The sequence below is a fragment of the Microbacterium sp. A84 genome (assembly GCF_051842815.1).
In the GTDB taxonomy this organism is placed as follows: Bacteria; Actinomycetota; Actinomycetes; order Actinomycetales; family Microbacteriaceae; genus Microbacterium.
This window is the reverse complement of the sequence record NZ_JBPXMS010000004.1, coordinates 1-13,002: the sequence shown is the minus strand read 5'-3', so window position 1 is coordinate 13,002 and position 13,002 is coordinate 1. Positions and strand designations below refer to the sequence as shown.

Annotated in this window: 11 protein-coding genes; 10 read left to right on the top strand and 1 reads right to left on the bottom strand. The window is 65.3% G+C overall.

Annotated features, from left to right (window positions below; genetic code table 11):
• The first annotated feature begins 160 nt into the window (after nt 1-160).
• From argC to ACSU04_RS14765, 10 genes are all read left to right on the top strand, one after another.
• On the top strand, nt 161-1,204 hold the full coding sequence (argC, locus tag ACSU04_RS14810; RefSeq protein ID WP_439280470.1) for an N-acetyl-gamma-glutamyl-phosphate reductase: 1,044 nt from the start codon (nt 161-163) through the stop codon (nt 1,202-1,204).
• Complete coding sequence (gene argJ / locus ACSU04_RS14805; RefSeq protein ID WP_439290126.1) at nt 1,201-2,358, top strand: bifunctional glutamate N-acetyltransferase/amino-acid acetyltransferase ArgJ; 1,158 nt, start codon at nt 1,201-1,203, stop codon at nt 2,356-2,358. The genes argC and argJ overlap by 4 nt, the downstream gene beginning before the upstream one ends.
• Nucleotides 2,355-3,272: an acetylglutamate kinase gene (gene argB / locus ACSU04_RS14800; RefSeq protein ID WP_439280468.1), complete on the top strand. Its 918-nt coding sequence runs from the start codon at nt 2,355-2,357 to the stop codon at nt 3,270-3,272. Before argJ ends, argB begins: the two co-directional genes overlap by 4 nt.
• On the top strand, nt 3,269-4,486 hold the full coding sequence (locus tag ACSU04_RS14795) for an acetylornithine transaminase (protein WP_439290125.1): 1,218 nt from the start codon (nt 3,269-3,271) through the stop codon (nt 4,484-4,486). The genes argB and ACSU04_RS14795 overlap by 4 nt, the downstream gene beginning before the upstream one ends.
• Nucleotides 4,483-5,406: an ornithine carbamoyltransferase gene (gene argF, locus ACSU04_RS14790; RefSeq protein WP_439280466.1), complete on the top strand. Its 924-nt coding sequence runs from the start codon at nt 4,483-4,485 to the stop codon at nt 5,404-5,406. The genes ACSU04_RS14795 and argF overlap by 4 nt, the downstream gene beginning before the upstream one ends.
• A 10-nt stretch (nt 5,407-5,416) precedes the next feature.
• Nucleotides 5,417-6,496 (top strand): heparan-alpha-glucosaminide N-acetyltransferase domain-containing protein, encoded by a 1,080-nt coding sequence (locus tag ACSU04_RS14785; RefSeq protein ID WP_439290124.1) that lies wholly within the window; start codon nt 5,417-5,419, stop codon nt 6,494-6,496.
• 9 nt (nt 6,497-6,505) lie between these two features.
• Nucleotides 6,506-7,936 (top strand): argininosuccinate lyase, encoded by a 1,431-nt coding sequence (gene argH, locus ACSU04_RS14780; RefSeq protein WP_439290123.1) that lies wholly within the window; start codon nt 6,506-6,508, stop codon nt 7,934-7,936.
• A gap of 76 nt (nt 7,937-8,012) precedes the next feature.
• Nucleotides 8,013-9,191, top strand: a complete 1,179-nt coding sequence (locus tag ACSU04_RS14775; RefSeq protein ID WP_439290122.1) for an ATP-binding protein — start codon at nt 8,013-8,015, stop codon at nt 9,189-9,191.
• Nucleotides 9,192-9,204: 13 nt separating this feature from the next.
• The gene (tyrS, locus tag ACSU04_RS14770; protein WP_439290121.1) at nt 9,205-10,506 is read left to right on the top strand and encodes a tyrosine--tRNA ligase; all 1,302 of its coding nucleotides are present in this window, start codon (nt 9,205-9,207) and stop codon (nt 10,504-10,506) included.
• A 4-nt stretch (nt 10,507-10,510) separates the two neighbouring features.
• Nucleotides 10,511-11,320, top strand: coding sequence for a DUF4184 family protein (locus ACSU04_RS14765; RefSeq protein WP_439290120.1), 810 nt, complete (start codon nt 10,511-10,513; stop codon nt 11,318-11,320).
• Here ACSU04_RS14765 and ACSU04_RS14760 read toward each other — a convergent pair.
• Entirely contained in the window at nt 11,271-12,575 is a 1,305-nt protein-coding gene (locus ACSU04_RS14760; RefSeq protein ID WP_439290119.1) for a CoA transferase, read from the bottom strand. The two genes, ACSU04_RS14765 and ACSU04_RS14760, sit on opposite strands and share 50 nt — an antisense overlap.
• Nucleotides 12,576-13,002: the final 427 nt, after the last annotated feature.

Below are 13,002 nucleotides of genomic sequence, written 5' to 3'. Positions count from 1 at the left end.
CGCTCCGAGCGTCGTCGTCGTGCGCCGACGCCGCAGCCGGCTGGGCGGCCGCCGACTATAGGCGACCCCGTGTTCCCCGAACGCCGATCTTCGGCTCAGCGGGTTGAGCACCGGTGTCGCCGCCTTCGGCCCACCACCCCCAGACCGTTAAGGTAGAACCATGACGTATACCGTCGCCGTCTCCGGCGCATCCGGCTATGCGGGCGGCGAGATTCTGCGCCTGCTTGCGAGTCACCCTGATATCGAGATCCGCACCGTTACCGCGCACTCCAACGCCGGGCAGCCGCTGATCCAGCATCAGCCGCACCTGCGTTCGCTCGCGCATCTCACGCTGCAGGACACCACCCCCGAGATTCTTGCGGGACACGACATTGTCTTCCTCGCCCTCCCACACGGCCAGTCCGGCCAGTACACGGATGCCCTGGACGATGTGCCCCTCATCATCGATGCGGGTGCCGATCACCGCCTGACATCACAGGAATCCTGGGATGCCTTCTACGGTGGGCACTTCCATGAGCCGTGGGCCTATGGTGTGCCGGAGCTGCTCATTAATGGCGTGAAGCAACGGGAGCACCTACGCGGCGCGAAGCGCATCGCAGCCCCCGGCTGCAACGCATCCACAGTGAGCTTGAGCCTCGCACCGGGTGTGGCCGCCGGAGTCATCGACCCCAGCGACATCGTCTCGGTGCTCGCGGTCGGGCCTTCGGGCGCGGGTAAGAGCATGAAGACCAACCTGCTGGCCAGTGAGATCCTCGGCTCGGCGAACCCCTACGCGGTCGGCGGCACTCATCGGCACATCCCGGAGATCCAGCAGGCGCTCGCCGCGGCAGGCGCCGAGACCGTGCGCATCTCCTTCACACCCGTGCTCGTGCCGATGGCGCGCGGCATCCTCGCCACGTCCACGGCGCCGATCGTTCCCGGCGTCTCTGACGCCGAGATCCGCGCCGCATGGGAGACCGCTTACGCCGGCGAGACCTTCGTACAGCTACTACCCGAGGGGCAGTTCCCACGCACCGCGGACGTCATAGGCGCCAACACCGCCCTCATCGGCCTCGCAATCGACCGCGCAGCGAATCGCGTCACCGTTGTCACTGCGGTCGACAACCTCGTCAAAGGCACGGCCGGCGCGGCCATCCAATCCATGAACCTCGCGCTGGGTCTTCCCGAAGACCGGGCCCTCTCACTGAACGGAGTCGCCCCGTGAGCGTCACTGCACCTCAAGGATTCGAAGCGGCCGGTATCGTCGCAGGTCTCAAGTCGACAGGAAAGCCCGACCTCGCTGTCGTCGTCAACCGCGGACCGCGCAAGATCGGCGCCGCTGTTTTCACCAGCAACCGTGCCAAGGCGAACCCGATCATCTGGTCACAGCAGGTGATCGCCGATCGTACGGTCGAAGCCATCGTGCTGAACTCCGGTGGCGCGAACTGCTTCACCGGCAGCTTCGGCTTCCAGACCACACATCAGACCGCCGAGAAGGCCGCCGAGTTGCTGAACGTGAGCGCCGGGGACATTCTGGTCTGCTCCACCGGCCTCATCGGCACCGGCGATCAGACATTCCGCGACAAGGTGCTCTCCGGTACCGAGCAGGCAATCGCCGAACTCAGCGCCGAGGGCGGAGACCTCGCAGCCCAGGCCATCATGACGACCGACACGGTCGCCAAGACCGCCGTCATCTCGCGCGACGGCTGGACGATCGGCGGCATGGCCAAGGGCGCCGGGATGCTGGCACCTGGCCTTGCCACGATGCTCGTCGTCATCACGACCGACGCTGACCTCGACGCACTCGACGCCGACACCGCTCTTCGCCAGGCCACCGGCCAGACTTTTGATCGGCTCGACTCTGACGGATGCATGTCGACCAATGACCAGGTGACGCTGCTCGCCAACGGCGCCAGTGGCATCCGTCCTGATCTGGATGACTTCGCGCTCGCGCTGATCGAGCTCAGCGACCAGCTCGCGATCAAACTGCAGGGCGATGCCGAGGGCGCCAGCCACAACATCACGATCCGCGTCACGAACGCTGTCAGCGAGCAGGACGCAGTGGAAGTCGGCCGCTCCGTCGCCCGTAACAACCTTTTCAAAGCGGCGATCTTCGGTAACGACCCGAACTGGGGCCGCGTGCTCGCCGCGATCGGCACCACCTCTGCGCAGTTCGACCCGTACAACGTCGATGTCTGGATGAATGGCGTCCGGGTCTGCCACGAGGGCGGCCCAGACCGTCCCCGCGAAGAAGTCGACCTCACCCCGCGCGCCACCGATCTGCTGATCGACCTCCAGGTGGGCGAGGCTGAGGCGACAATTCGCACCAACGACCTCACGCACGATTACGTCCACGAGAACAGTGCGTACGCCTCATGACTGATATTCAGGACACACCTCCCGACGTCGCTGCGGTGAAGGCCACGACGCTCATCGAGTCGCTGCCGTGGCTGAAGAAGTTCCGCGATCAGATCGTCGTCGTCAAGTACGGCGGCAATGCGATGGTCTCGGATGAGTTGCAGGAGGCCTTCGCGCAAGACATCGCGTACCTGCGCTACGTCGGCGTGCAGCCGGTCGTCGTGCACGGCGGCGGACCGCAGATCTCGAACATGCTCGATCGCCTTGCGATCCCCAGCGAGTTCAAGGGCGGCTACCGAGTCACCAACACCGAGGCGATCAGCGTCGTGCGCATGGTGCTGACCGGTCAGGTGAACCCGCAGCTCGTCGCGAAGATCAACTCGCACGGTCCGATTGCGACCGGTCTCAGCGGAGAAGACGCAGGGCTCTTCGGCGGACGCCGCCGTGGTGTCGTCATTGACGGTGAAACGATCGATCTCGGGCGCGTTGGCGATGTCGTGCAGGTTGACCCGACCGCGGTTCTCGATCACCTGGCGGCGGGCCGCATTCCGGTGATCTCCAGCATCGCGCCCGATCTTGATCACCCAGGGCAGTCGCTGAACGTGAATGCGGATGCCGCGGCATCCGCTCTGGCTGTCGCACTGAACGCACGCAAGCTGGTCGTCCTCACAGACGTTCCCGGGCTGTATGCAGACTGGCCGAACCGGGATTCGCTCGTATCGCACCTCACGTCGGCGCAGCTCACAGAGATGTTGCCGACGCTGGAATCGGGAATGATCCCGAAGATGCGTGCGTGCCTGGATGCGGTCGAAGGCGGAGTGGATGCCGCAGCCATCATTGACGGACGCGTGCCGCACTCGGTGCTCGTCGAACTCTTCACAAGCAAGGGAATCGGAACACAAGTGGTACTCGGAAATTCGGGGGTGACGGCATGACCGTCTGGCAGGAAGAAGCAGCACGGGATCTGGTGCTCAACGCAGGCGACCGGTTGGCATTGCTGACCCGCGGCGAAGGCTCCTATCTCTGGGACGGTGACGGCAAGCGCCACCTCGACTTCCTCGCAGGCATCGCGGTGACCTCGCTCGGCCATGCGCACCCGGTGTTCGTCGAGGCGATCTCGAAGCAGGCCGCGATCCTCTCGCACGTGTCGAACTACTTCGCCACGCCGCCGCAGCTTGAACTTGCTGCGCGATTGAAGCGTCTGGCAGGCGCCGGCATCGACGGGCGGGTGTTCTTCTCGAACTCGGGCGCCGAGGCCAACGAGGCCGCGTTCAAACTGGCACGTCTGCACGGCGGAGCAGAGCGCCCCCGCATCCTGGCTCTGGACAGTGCCTTCCATGGACGCACCATGGGATCGCTCGCCCTGACCGCGAAGAAGGCCTACCGGGCGCCCTTCGAGCCGATGCCTGGCGGCGTCGAGCACATTCCGGCCACCGTTGAGGCTCTCGAGGCAGCGTTGGACGACCGCGTCGCCGCTGTCTTCGTCGAGCCCATCCAGGGTGAGGCTGGCGTCGTCGAACTGCCGGAGGGCTATCTCGCAGCGGCACGTGCGCTCACGCTGAAGCACGGCGCGCTGCTCATCGTCGACGAGATCCAGACCGGCGCCGGCCGCACCGGCGCATGGTTCGGCTTCACTCACGAGGGCATCACCCCTGACGCCATCACGCTCGCCAAGGGCATCGGCGGAGGCTTCCCGATCGGCGCACTCGTCACCTTCGGTTCGGCGAGCGCGCTGCTCACCCCTGGGTCCCACGGATCGACCTTCGGCGGGAACCCGTTGGGCACTGCCGTGGCCAACGCGGTGCTTGCCGAGATCGAGAACGCGGGGCTCGTGGAGAACGCTGCGACGCGTGGCGCGCAGCTGCGCACCCTCATCGAAGGGCTCGACTCTGAGCTGGTCGATGCGGTTCGCGGACGTGGCCTGCTTCTCGGCGTGGCGTTGACCGCTCCGGTCGCCGGTGACGTCGTCGCCGCGGCACAGGAGCGCGGGCTCATCATCAACGCGGCGAATCCCTCTACGGTGCGCATTGCGCCGGCCCTGAACATCGGCGACGCCGAGATCGAAGAATTCCAGACGCTGTTCTCTGCAGCTCTCGCCGACGTGCAGACGAGCATCGCGGCATCCGAAACCGGAAAGGTACCCGCATGACCCGCCACCTGTTGCGTGACGATGACCTCACCCCCGCCGAGCAGGCGGAGATCCTCGACCTCGCGATCGAGCTGAAGAAGGACCGTTGGGCTGACAAGTCGCTCGCCGGTCCGCAGACCGTCGCGGTCATCTTCGACAAGTCGTCCACCCGCACTCGGGTCTCGTTCGCGGTCGGTATCGCCGATCTCGGTGGCACGCCACTGATCATCTCGACCGCGAGCAGTCAGCTCGGCGGCAAAGAGACCCCGTCCGACACGGCCCGCGTGCTCGAGCGCCAGGTCGCCGCCATCGTCTGGCGTACCTACGCGCAGGCGGGGCTCGAGGAGATGGCCGAGGGCACCCGCGTGCCGGTCGTCAACGCGCTCTCCGATGACTTCCACCCCTGCCAGCTGCTCGCCGACCTGCTCACGATCCGCGAGCACAAAGGTGAGCTCAAGGGGCTGACGTTGACGTTCTTCGGCGATGGTGAGAGCAACATGGCGCACTCCTATGCGCTTGCCTGCGTCACAGCAGGAATGCACGTGCGCATCGCGTCGCCCGAGTCTTACTCTCCGCGCGCCGATGTCGTCGCGGACGCTGACCGTCGCGCCGCCGAGACCGGTGGTTCGATCACGCTGTTCACCGACCCCGTCGAAGCAGCTGCAGGTGCAGACGTCATCGTCACCGACACCTGGGTGTCGATGGGCAAGGAAGAGGAGAAGCTCGCGCGCATCCGCGATCTTGGCGGGTACAAGGTCACCGCGGAGACCATGAGCCTCGCTGACCCGGAGGCGATCTTCATCCATTGCCTTCCCGCCGACCGTGGCTACGAGGTCGACTCCGAGATCATCGACGGACCGCAGAGTGTCGTCTGGGACGAGGCGGAGAACCGCCTGCACGCCCAGAAGGCACTCCTGGTCTGGCTGCTTCGCCAGAACTGAGTCTCCACTGATGCGAGCGGGATGGCCGACGACCCACTGGCGTCGTCTGAATGGTCCCGCTCGCATCGCGGGTGTTGATCTGGCGCGCGGTCTCGCCGTGCTCGGGATGTTCGCGGCGCACCTGCTGCTGATCGCCGACGGCTTCATCTGGACCGACCCCACCACGTGGATGGCGGTCGTCGACGGCCGCTCGTCGATCCTGTTCGCGACTCTTGCCGGTGTCTCCATCGGGCTCGTCACCGGGGGGCGCACGCCGCTTCCGGCCAAGCGGATGGCTGTCGCCCGGTTGAAGCTCGTGCTGCGCGCTCTCATCCTCTGGGTGCTCGGCGTGCTGCTGATCCTCACTGGTGTGCCGGTGTACGTGATCCTGCCCGCCTACGCGATCCTGTTCCTGCTGGTGTTGCCGTTCACCTCGCTGTCTGCGCGCACGCTGCTGTGGATCGCGGCAGGGCTGGGCATCGTCATGCCGTTTGTGCAGCCGGTGTTCGCTGGGCTGCCTATCGACGGCGAGGTCGACGCGATGCTGGGGTGGCACTATCCGTTCACCGTATGGATCGCATTCGTCCTCGCTGGTCTCGGCGTTGCGAGGGCGGGAGTGCCTCGACTCGTGGTGCAGGTGCGGATGCTGTTCGGGGGAGCGGCGCTGGCCGCAGTCGGATACGCCCTGGCAACACTGCCACTGCCGCAGGACGACGAGTACTGGTCGTCTGTGTGGACGGCTGAGCCGCACTCCTCCGGTCTGTTCGAGGTCATCGGCTCGGGCGGGTTCGTCATCGCAGTCATCGGCACGTGTCTTCTGCTGTGCCGCCTGCGCGTGCTGAAGGCAGTCACCTTGCCATTGCGCGCAACCGGAGCCATGCCGCTGACCGCATATACGGTTCAGCTGCTGGTCTGGGCAGCGGTCGCACTGACGACGCTGGGCAACACCAGCGACTTCTTCGGGTTTGTGGCGCTCGAGCCGTTCTGGCCTCTCGCGATCGGCACGATTCTCGGTTGCACGGCGTGGGCGCTGCTGATCGGTCGAGGTCCGCTGGAGTGGGTGCTCGAGCGAGCCACGAGAGCCGTCGGGCCCAGCCCGGTGCGCCGCTAGGCTGGAACCATGAGCGAGGCGAAGAACGACGGCACGAATGAGGGCGCACTCTGGGGTGCACGATTCGCGAGTGGACCGTCTCCCGAATTGGTGGAGCTCAGCCGGTCCACGCACTTCGACTGGATCCTCGCGCCCTACGACATCGCGGGCTCGCACGCGCACGCCAAGGCTCTTGCCGCAGCCGGTTACCTCGAGGCAGACGAAGAGCAGCGGATGCACGCGGGCTTGGATGCCGTCGCGCGAAAGGTCGCCGACGGCACGCTGCGTCCGGCACCCTCTGACGAGGATGTGCACGGAGCCCTCGAGCAGGCGCTGATCGTCGAACTCGGTGCCGAGCTCGGCGGACGCCTCCGGGCGGGCCGCAGCCGCAACGACCAGATCGCCACGCTCGTGCGGATGTACCTGATCGATCACGCCAAGGTCATCGCCCGCGACATCCTGCGCGTCATCGACGCTCTCGTTGCACAAGCCGAAGCGCACCCCGGAGCGATCCTCCCCGGACGCACCCACCTGCAGCACGCGCAGCCAGTGCTGCTTGCCCACCACCTGCAGGCGCACGCCTGGCCGCTCGTGCGCGAACTTGAACGCCTCGTCGACTGGCGCGTGCGTGCCGGCGTCTCGCCCTACGGCGGGGGAGCGCTCGCAGGCTCGACTCTGGGTCTCGACCCCGCGCTGGTCGCTCGTGAGCTCGGGCTCGACCGCCCAGCGGAGAATTCGCTCGACGGCACCTCCGCGCGCGACGTGGTTGCGGAGTTCGCGTTCATCACGGCGATGATCGGCGTCGACCTCTCGCGTTTGAGCGAGGAGATCATCCTCTGGAACACGCGCGAGTTCGGTTTCGTCACACTGCATGACAGCTACTCGACCGGGTCGAGCATCATGCCGCAGAAGAAGAATCCCGATATCGCTGAGCTCGCCCGTGGCAAGTCCGGCCGGCTGATCGGTAACCTGTCCGGCCTCATGGCCACGCTGAAGGGGCTGCCGATCGCGTACAACCGTGATCTGCAGGAGGACAAGGAGCCGGTCTTCGACTCGGTGAACACTCTCGAGGTCGTGTTGCCCGCATTCGCCGGCATGGTCGCGACGCTCACTTTCCACACCGAGCGGATGGCAGCACTTGCCCCGCAGGGCTTCTCGCTCGCGACAGATGTCGCCGAATGGCTGGTCAAGCGCCGCGTCCCGTTCCGCGATGCGCACGAAATCTCCGGCGCGCTGGTCAAGGCCTGTGAACTGCAGGAGATCGGTCTTGAGGATGCATCGGATGAGCTGCTCGCCGAGGTCTCACCGCATCTCACCCCCGAAGTGCGCGAAGTGCTGAGCATCGAAGGGTCGGTGGCGTCTCGCACCGGGGCGGGCGGCACTGCGCCCGTACGCGTCGCCGAGCAGCGGGCCGAGCTCATCGCCCGCGCGCAGTCAGCCGCGCACGCTCTCGGGCTCTGATGTAATCATTGCCGCCGCCTGGATACTTTGAGATACTTGGGCCCAAGTATCCCGATGTATCTGTTTGGAGCGTGCAATGCAGCCGAGCCCGTACACGCCAGGTGAAATCGCACGCGCTGTTCCCGGTCGCGGTGAGCTGATCGAGGAGTTCACCGAGCGGCTCTCGCTCATGGTCGACCTCCAAAGGCTGATCGGCCGCGTCCACGTGGCATTTGGCGAACGCGGCATCGGTAAGACCTCGCTGCTGCGTGCCTATCAACGCCTCGCCGAAGAACGTGAAGCGCTCTGCATCTGGGTCACGGCGGGTGAGCCAGCGGGACTGGTCGTTCAAATCATCGACGGCATCCGCGAAGCCACGCGCTCGTGGCCACAGGCAGCGGCGGCTACGATCCGCGAGCATCTTGACGAGTTGACGGTCACGATCGGTGTGCCAGGGGTTGCCTCCGTCAGCGCTAAGACCAGCGCGAAGACCAAGGCCGCGACCATGGCCGAAACCGTCGGCGCACGCACGCTCGAGAAGCTGATTCGCGCGACTGCAGAGGATCGCAAGCGGGTGAAGGCCCTGGTGCTCTTCATCGACGAGGTGCAGTCGGCGGATGCGGACGGCATCCGGACGCTTGCCTATGCATGGCAGCACCTGCAAGCGGAGCATCCGGACATTCCTGCCGCGGTGTATGCCGCTGGTCTTCCGAACGCTCCGGAGCAGATCGCCGATGCCGTCACCTTCAGCGAGCGTTTCGCGTATCGCCCGCTGGAGATGCTGTCGGTCGGCGCGCAGGTGGCAGCACTGCGGGATCCCGCAGCGGAGCTGAACGTCGCATGGGATTCGGACGCGCTCGAGCGGGCCGCGGAACTCGCTGCCGGATACCCCTACGCAGTGCAGCTCTATGGTGACGCCGCGTGGGTTGCGGCAGGGCGACCGGATGCCGGCGGCACGATCACCAAGCGCAATGTGAAGACGGCACGTGCGAGTGTCGACCGCGACCTGCGAAACCTCTTCGCCGCACGCTGGGCGAACACCACACCGAATCAGCGCCGCTTCCTCGTGGCTGTCGCCTGGTTGCAGGAGAAGCAGGATTTCGTCGACCGAGCCGACCTCGCCGAAGTGCTGGATGTTTCCTCCCGCAGCCTCTCCTCGGTGCGTGCGCGCCTGATCGCGAAAGGCCTGATCCGTTCCGAAGGACATGGCACAGTGACCATTCCCGTGCCAGGGTTCGCCGGGTACATCCGTGAGTTGGAGGAGGATCCGCGCTGATAGCCTGGAGCGCGTGTCGAATTCTGCTCTGACAACTGCCGCCCCGGCGATCGATCCCACGTTCGAAAACGTGTGGGACGAGATCGTGTGGCGTGGCCTTGTCCACGTGTCCACTGACCAGGAGGCGCTGCGCGCCCTTCTCGCTGGGGACCCGATCACGTATTACTGCGGATTCGACCCGACGGCGCCGAGCCTGCACCTGGGAAACCTCGTGCAATTGCTTCTGCTTCGTCGACTGCAGCTCGCCGGACACAAGCCGCTCGGACTCGTCGGAGGCTCGACCGGTCTTGTCGGTGACCCGCGGCCGACAGCCGAGCGCACGCTCAACACGCCGGAGACTGTCGCGGAATGGGTTGATCGCCTGCGCGCGCAGGTCGAGCGCTACCTCAGCTTCGAAGGTGACAACGCTGCCCGGCTCGTGAATAACCTCGACTGGACGGCGCCGATGTCGGCGATCGATTTCCTGCGTGAGATCGGCAAGCACTACCGCGTCGGAACCATGCTGAAAAAGGACGCGGTCGCTGCGCGACTGAACTCCGATGCTGGCATCAGCTACACGGAGTTCAGCTACCAGATTCTGCAGGGAATGGACTTTCTGGAGCTCTACCGCCAGTACGACTGTGTGCTGCAGACGGGGGGCTCCGATCAGTGGGGCAACCTCACCAGTGGCACCGACCTCATCCGTCGCGTCGAGGGGGAGTCTGCACATGCGATCGGCACGCCGCTGATCACGAACAGTGACGGCACCAAGTTCGGCAAGAGCGAGGGGAACGCCATCTGGCTGGATCCCCAGATGTGCAGCCCCTACCGGATGTACCAGTTCTGGCTCAGCAGCGCGGATGCCGACGTCATCGAACGTCTGAAGATCTTCACCTTCCTCACGAGGGCTGAAATCGAGGATTACGCGGCGCTCGTCGAGTCCGAGCCGTTCCGTCGTGCCGCGCAGAAGCGACTCGCCCTCGAGGTCGTCGCCACGGTGCACGGTATCGATGCGACGGCCGCCGTCATCGCGGCATCCGAAGCGCTCTTCGGCCAGGGTGATCTGACTGCGCTGGATGCTGTGACGCTCCGTTCGGCACTCGAGGAGCTGCCCAACGCGACAGTCTCGGTCGGAACAACGGTCGTCGACGCGCTCGTCGCGACCGGACTCGTCGCGAGCATTTCCGAGGCGCGCCGCGCGATCACACAGGGTGGTGTCTCACTCGACGGTGCCCGTGTCGAGGACGGTGCTGCAGTCGTGCAGGGAACCCTACCCGGTGGTGTATCGGTGCTGCGCCGAGGCAAGAAGACCCTCGCAGGCATCTTCCTGGGCTGAAGCCATGCCGTTCACGCCGAGCCATGCGGTGGTGGCGCTGCCGTTCCTGCGCACGCCACTGATTCCTGCGGCGATCGCGATCGGTGCGATGACACCGGATCTGCCGCTGTTCCTGCGCGGTTTCGGTATCACCTACAACTTCACGCACACGATCGCGAACATCATATGGACCGGCGTGATCGCGCTCGGGCTGTTCCTGCTGTGGCGGATCGTACTTCGTCCTGCCACTCGGGAGCTGTCGCCGTCCTGGCTCGCGCGCAGGCTTCCTGACGAGTGGAGTCAGGAGCCATGGGATGCTGCCCGCCTCGCCATCGGCGTCGGCAAGAACCGGTTCTACCCGCTGCTGCTCGCGGTGTCGTTGCTGCTTGGGGTGATCTCGCACATCCTCTGGGACCTGTTCACGCATGAGGAACGATGGGGGAGCGAGCTGCTACCAGCGCTCGCGGATCAGTGGGGTCCTTTGCAGGGCTTCAAATGGCTGCAGCACGGTTCGAGCGTCGTCGGCCTGTTGATCATCGCAATCTGGGCGCTGCTCTGGCTACGTCGGACCGAACCGGGAGGCGTGGTGAGGCAGGTGCTTCCCCACTGGGTGCGCGTGGCCTGGTGGATTTCGCTCCCCGTCATCCTCATCGGATCATGGGTGATCGGCTACGTCGTGTTCGGGCCCTTCACTGAGGAATTCACGATCCGGCACCTCGCTTACCGTGTGCTGCCACCAGCATGTGGGTTCTGGGCGATGCTCACTCTCGCCCTGTGTGTGATCCTCACCACTGTGGCGCGTCGCGGCCCCACGGTCGGGGCGGCGCGAAGCTGAACCCGGGCAGCACCGGCGCAGCAGTGATGAGCGCATGCCCATCAACACTGAAATTCTGAGTGTGCATGGACGGGTCGATCTCTCGTTCCGGTTCCGGGGCATCACGCCTCGGCATCCCGAGCAGCTCGGCGGCGACGCGACGCAATGACGTGGCGATGTGCCACGTTCCTCCTTCACGAACGCGTCGATCTACCACTGCGCACACGGCGGCCGCCAGCAGATAGCCGGCGCTGTGATCAAGAGCCTGCGCGGGAAGTGCGCCGGGAACTTCACCGTCGGCGGATTCGATGAGTGCGATTCCGGATTCCGCTTGCACGAGGCTGTCGAAGCCCGCGCGGTCTGGTTGATCCAGCCCCCACGCGCTCAACTGCACGATGATCAGCCCGGGATACCGCTCGCCGAGTTGGCCGGGGGAGAGCCCGAGGCGTGCAAGGGCTGCCGGGCGGTAGCCGAGCACAACGATATCCGCTTGCTCGAGCAGCGCTGTCATCTGTTCGGATCGTGCGTCAAGAAGAGTCGTCCGCTTGCCGTGGCCGGTATCGAGGTGCTGCCATTCCGGCTCCGGAATGTGAGGAGGATCTATGCGCAGAACATCGGCACCCAGCAGAGCGAGAGTGCGAGTGCAGACCGGGCCGGCAATGACGCGCGTGAGGTCGAGAACGCGGATGCCGCCCAGCGGCGCTGCCTGAGCTGCTGCCTCGGAGGTTAGTCTCGACGCCCTGGGCCTTGACGGTGCCTTGGGTCTTGTCGGTGCCTCGTTGCCGATGCGACGGATCTCGACGAGGGGTCGCGATCGCAGCGCCGCGTCGTACTGCGGATTCTCACGGGCGACAGCGACGGCCAGGCCTCCTGCGCGGGTGATGCGTTCGACGGATTCTTGAACGGATGCCGTAGCGAACGTCGCGCGCAGATCAGCGACACTCGCACCTTCAGGCAGGTCAAGACCGCGGCAGAGGGCGCGCGCATGATGCGGATAGTTGCCATGGGTGCGTACCCAGCCGTTCTTCGTTTGCCAGAAACCGGAGAATGGCGACCACACGGATGGCTGCTCACCGTCGATGCGGAACAGCCCGTCGCTGCGGTAGGCCATCGCGATGCGATCGGGGTCAAGCTGCGGAGCATGACTGATACCAGCGCCGAGCCAAACCGACGCGACACTGGCCCATGCCAGATCTCCGGTCGCAAGACGAGAAGGGAGAGGGACAATTCGCCGAGGGGATGCCCCGGTCTCCGCGCTGGTGGGGAGCGAATCCATGGCACGATCGTACGCCTCAGGGAATGATCCGCACTAAGAAACTGCGCGTGACCTGGGGAGAAGCGTTCCAACGTCCGCTCGGACACGCCCGGGGGGCTGCCGTGATTTGCCCGACTTCCAGATCCCGCGTAAGTTATTACTTGTTCGCCCCACAGGGTTGAGACAGGGCCCAGGCCCAGCTCCCCTCAAGTAGCGGACCACCTCCCAACACAGAAGATCACTTCGGTGAGAATCTGAGTCGGGATGCTCTGTGGTACCGCAGATCGCAACCGAGTTTCGCTCGGATCGCCGATTTGACAAACGGTTGCCACAGGGTAAGATAGAGAAGTTGCCTCGAAGCGCTTGATCGCTTCGAACAATTACTCGAATTTGGGTCTGACGGCGTGTCGGTTTGACATGCTGAATGGCTCAGGTAAGATAGAGAAGT

Bases quoted from the DNA above. Each gene is read 5' to 3' on its own strand.
- argC (WP_439280470.1), top strand. From the start codon at position 161: ATGACGTATACCGTCGCCGTCTCCGGCGCATCCGGCTATGCGGGCGGC.
- argB (WP_439280468.1), top strand. From the start codon at position 2,355: ATGACTGATATTCAGGACACACCTCCCGACGTCGCTGCGGTGAAGGCC.
- ACSU04_RS14795 (WP_439290125.1), top strand. From the start codon at position 3,269: ATGACCGTCTGGCAGGAAGAAGCAGCACGGGATCTGGTGCTCAACGCA.
- argF (WP_439280466.1), top strand. From the start codon at position 4,483: ATGACCCGCCACCTGTTGCGTGACGATGACCTCACCCCCGCCGAGCAG.
- ACSU04_RS14785 (WP_439290124.1), top strand. From the start codon at position 5,417: ATGCGAGCGGGATGGCCGACGACCCACTGGCGTCGTCTGAATGGTCCC.
- argH (WP_439290123.1), top strand. From the start codon at position 6,506: ATGAGCGAGGCGAAGAACGACGGCACGAATGAGGGCGCACTCTGGGGT.
- ACSU04_RS14775 (WP_439290122.1), top strand. From the start codon at position 8,013: ATGCAGCCGAGCCCGTACACGCCAGGTGAAATCGCACGCGCTGTTCCC.
- ACSU04_RS14765 (WP_439290120.1), top strand. From the start codon at position 10,511: ATGCCGTTCACGCCGAGCCATGCGGTGGTGGCGCTGCCGTTCCTGCGC.
- ACSU04_RS14760 (WP_439290119.1), bottom strand. From the start codon at position 12,575: ATGGATTCGCTCCCCACCAGCGCGGAGACCGGGGCATCCCCTCGGCGA.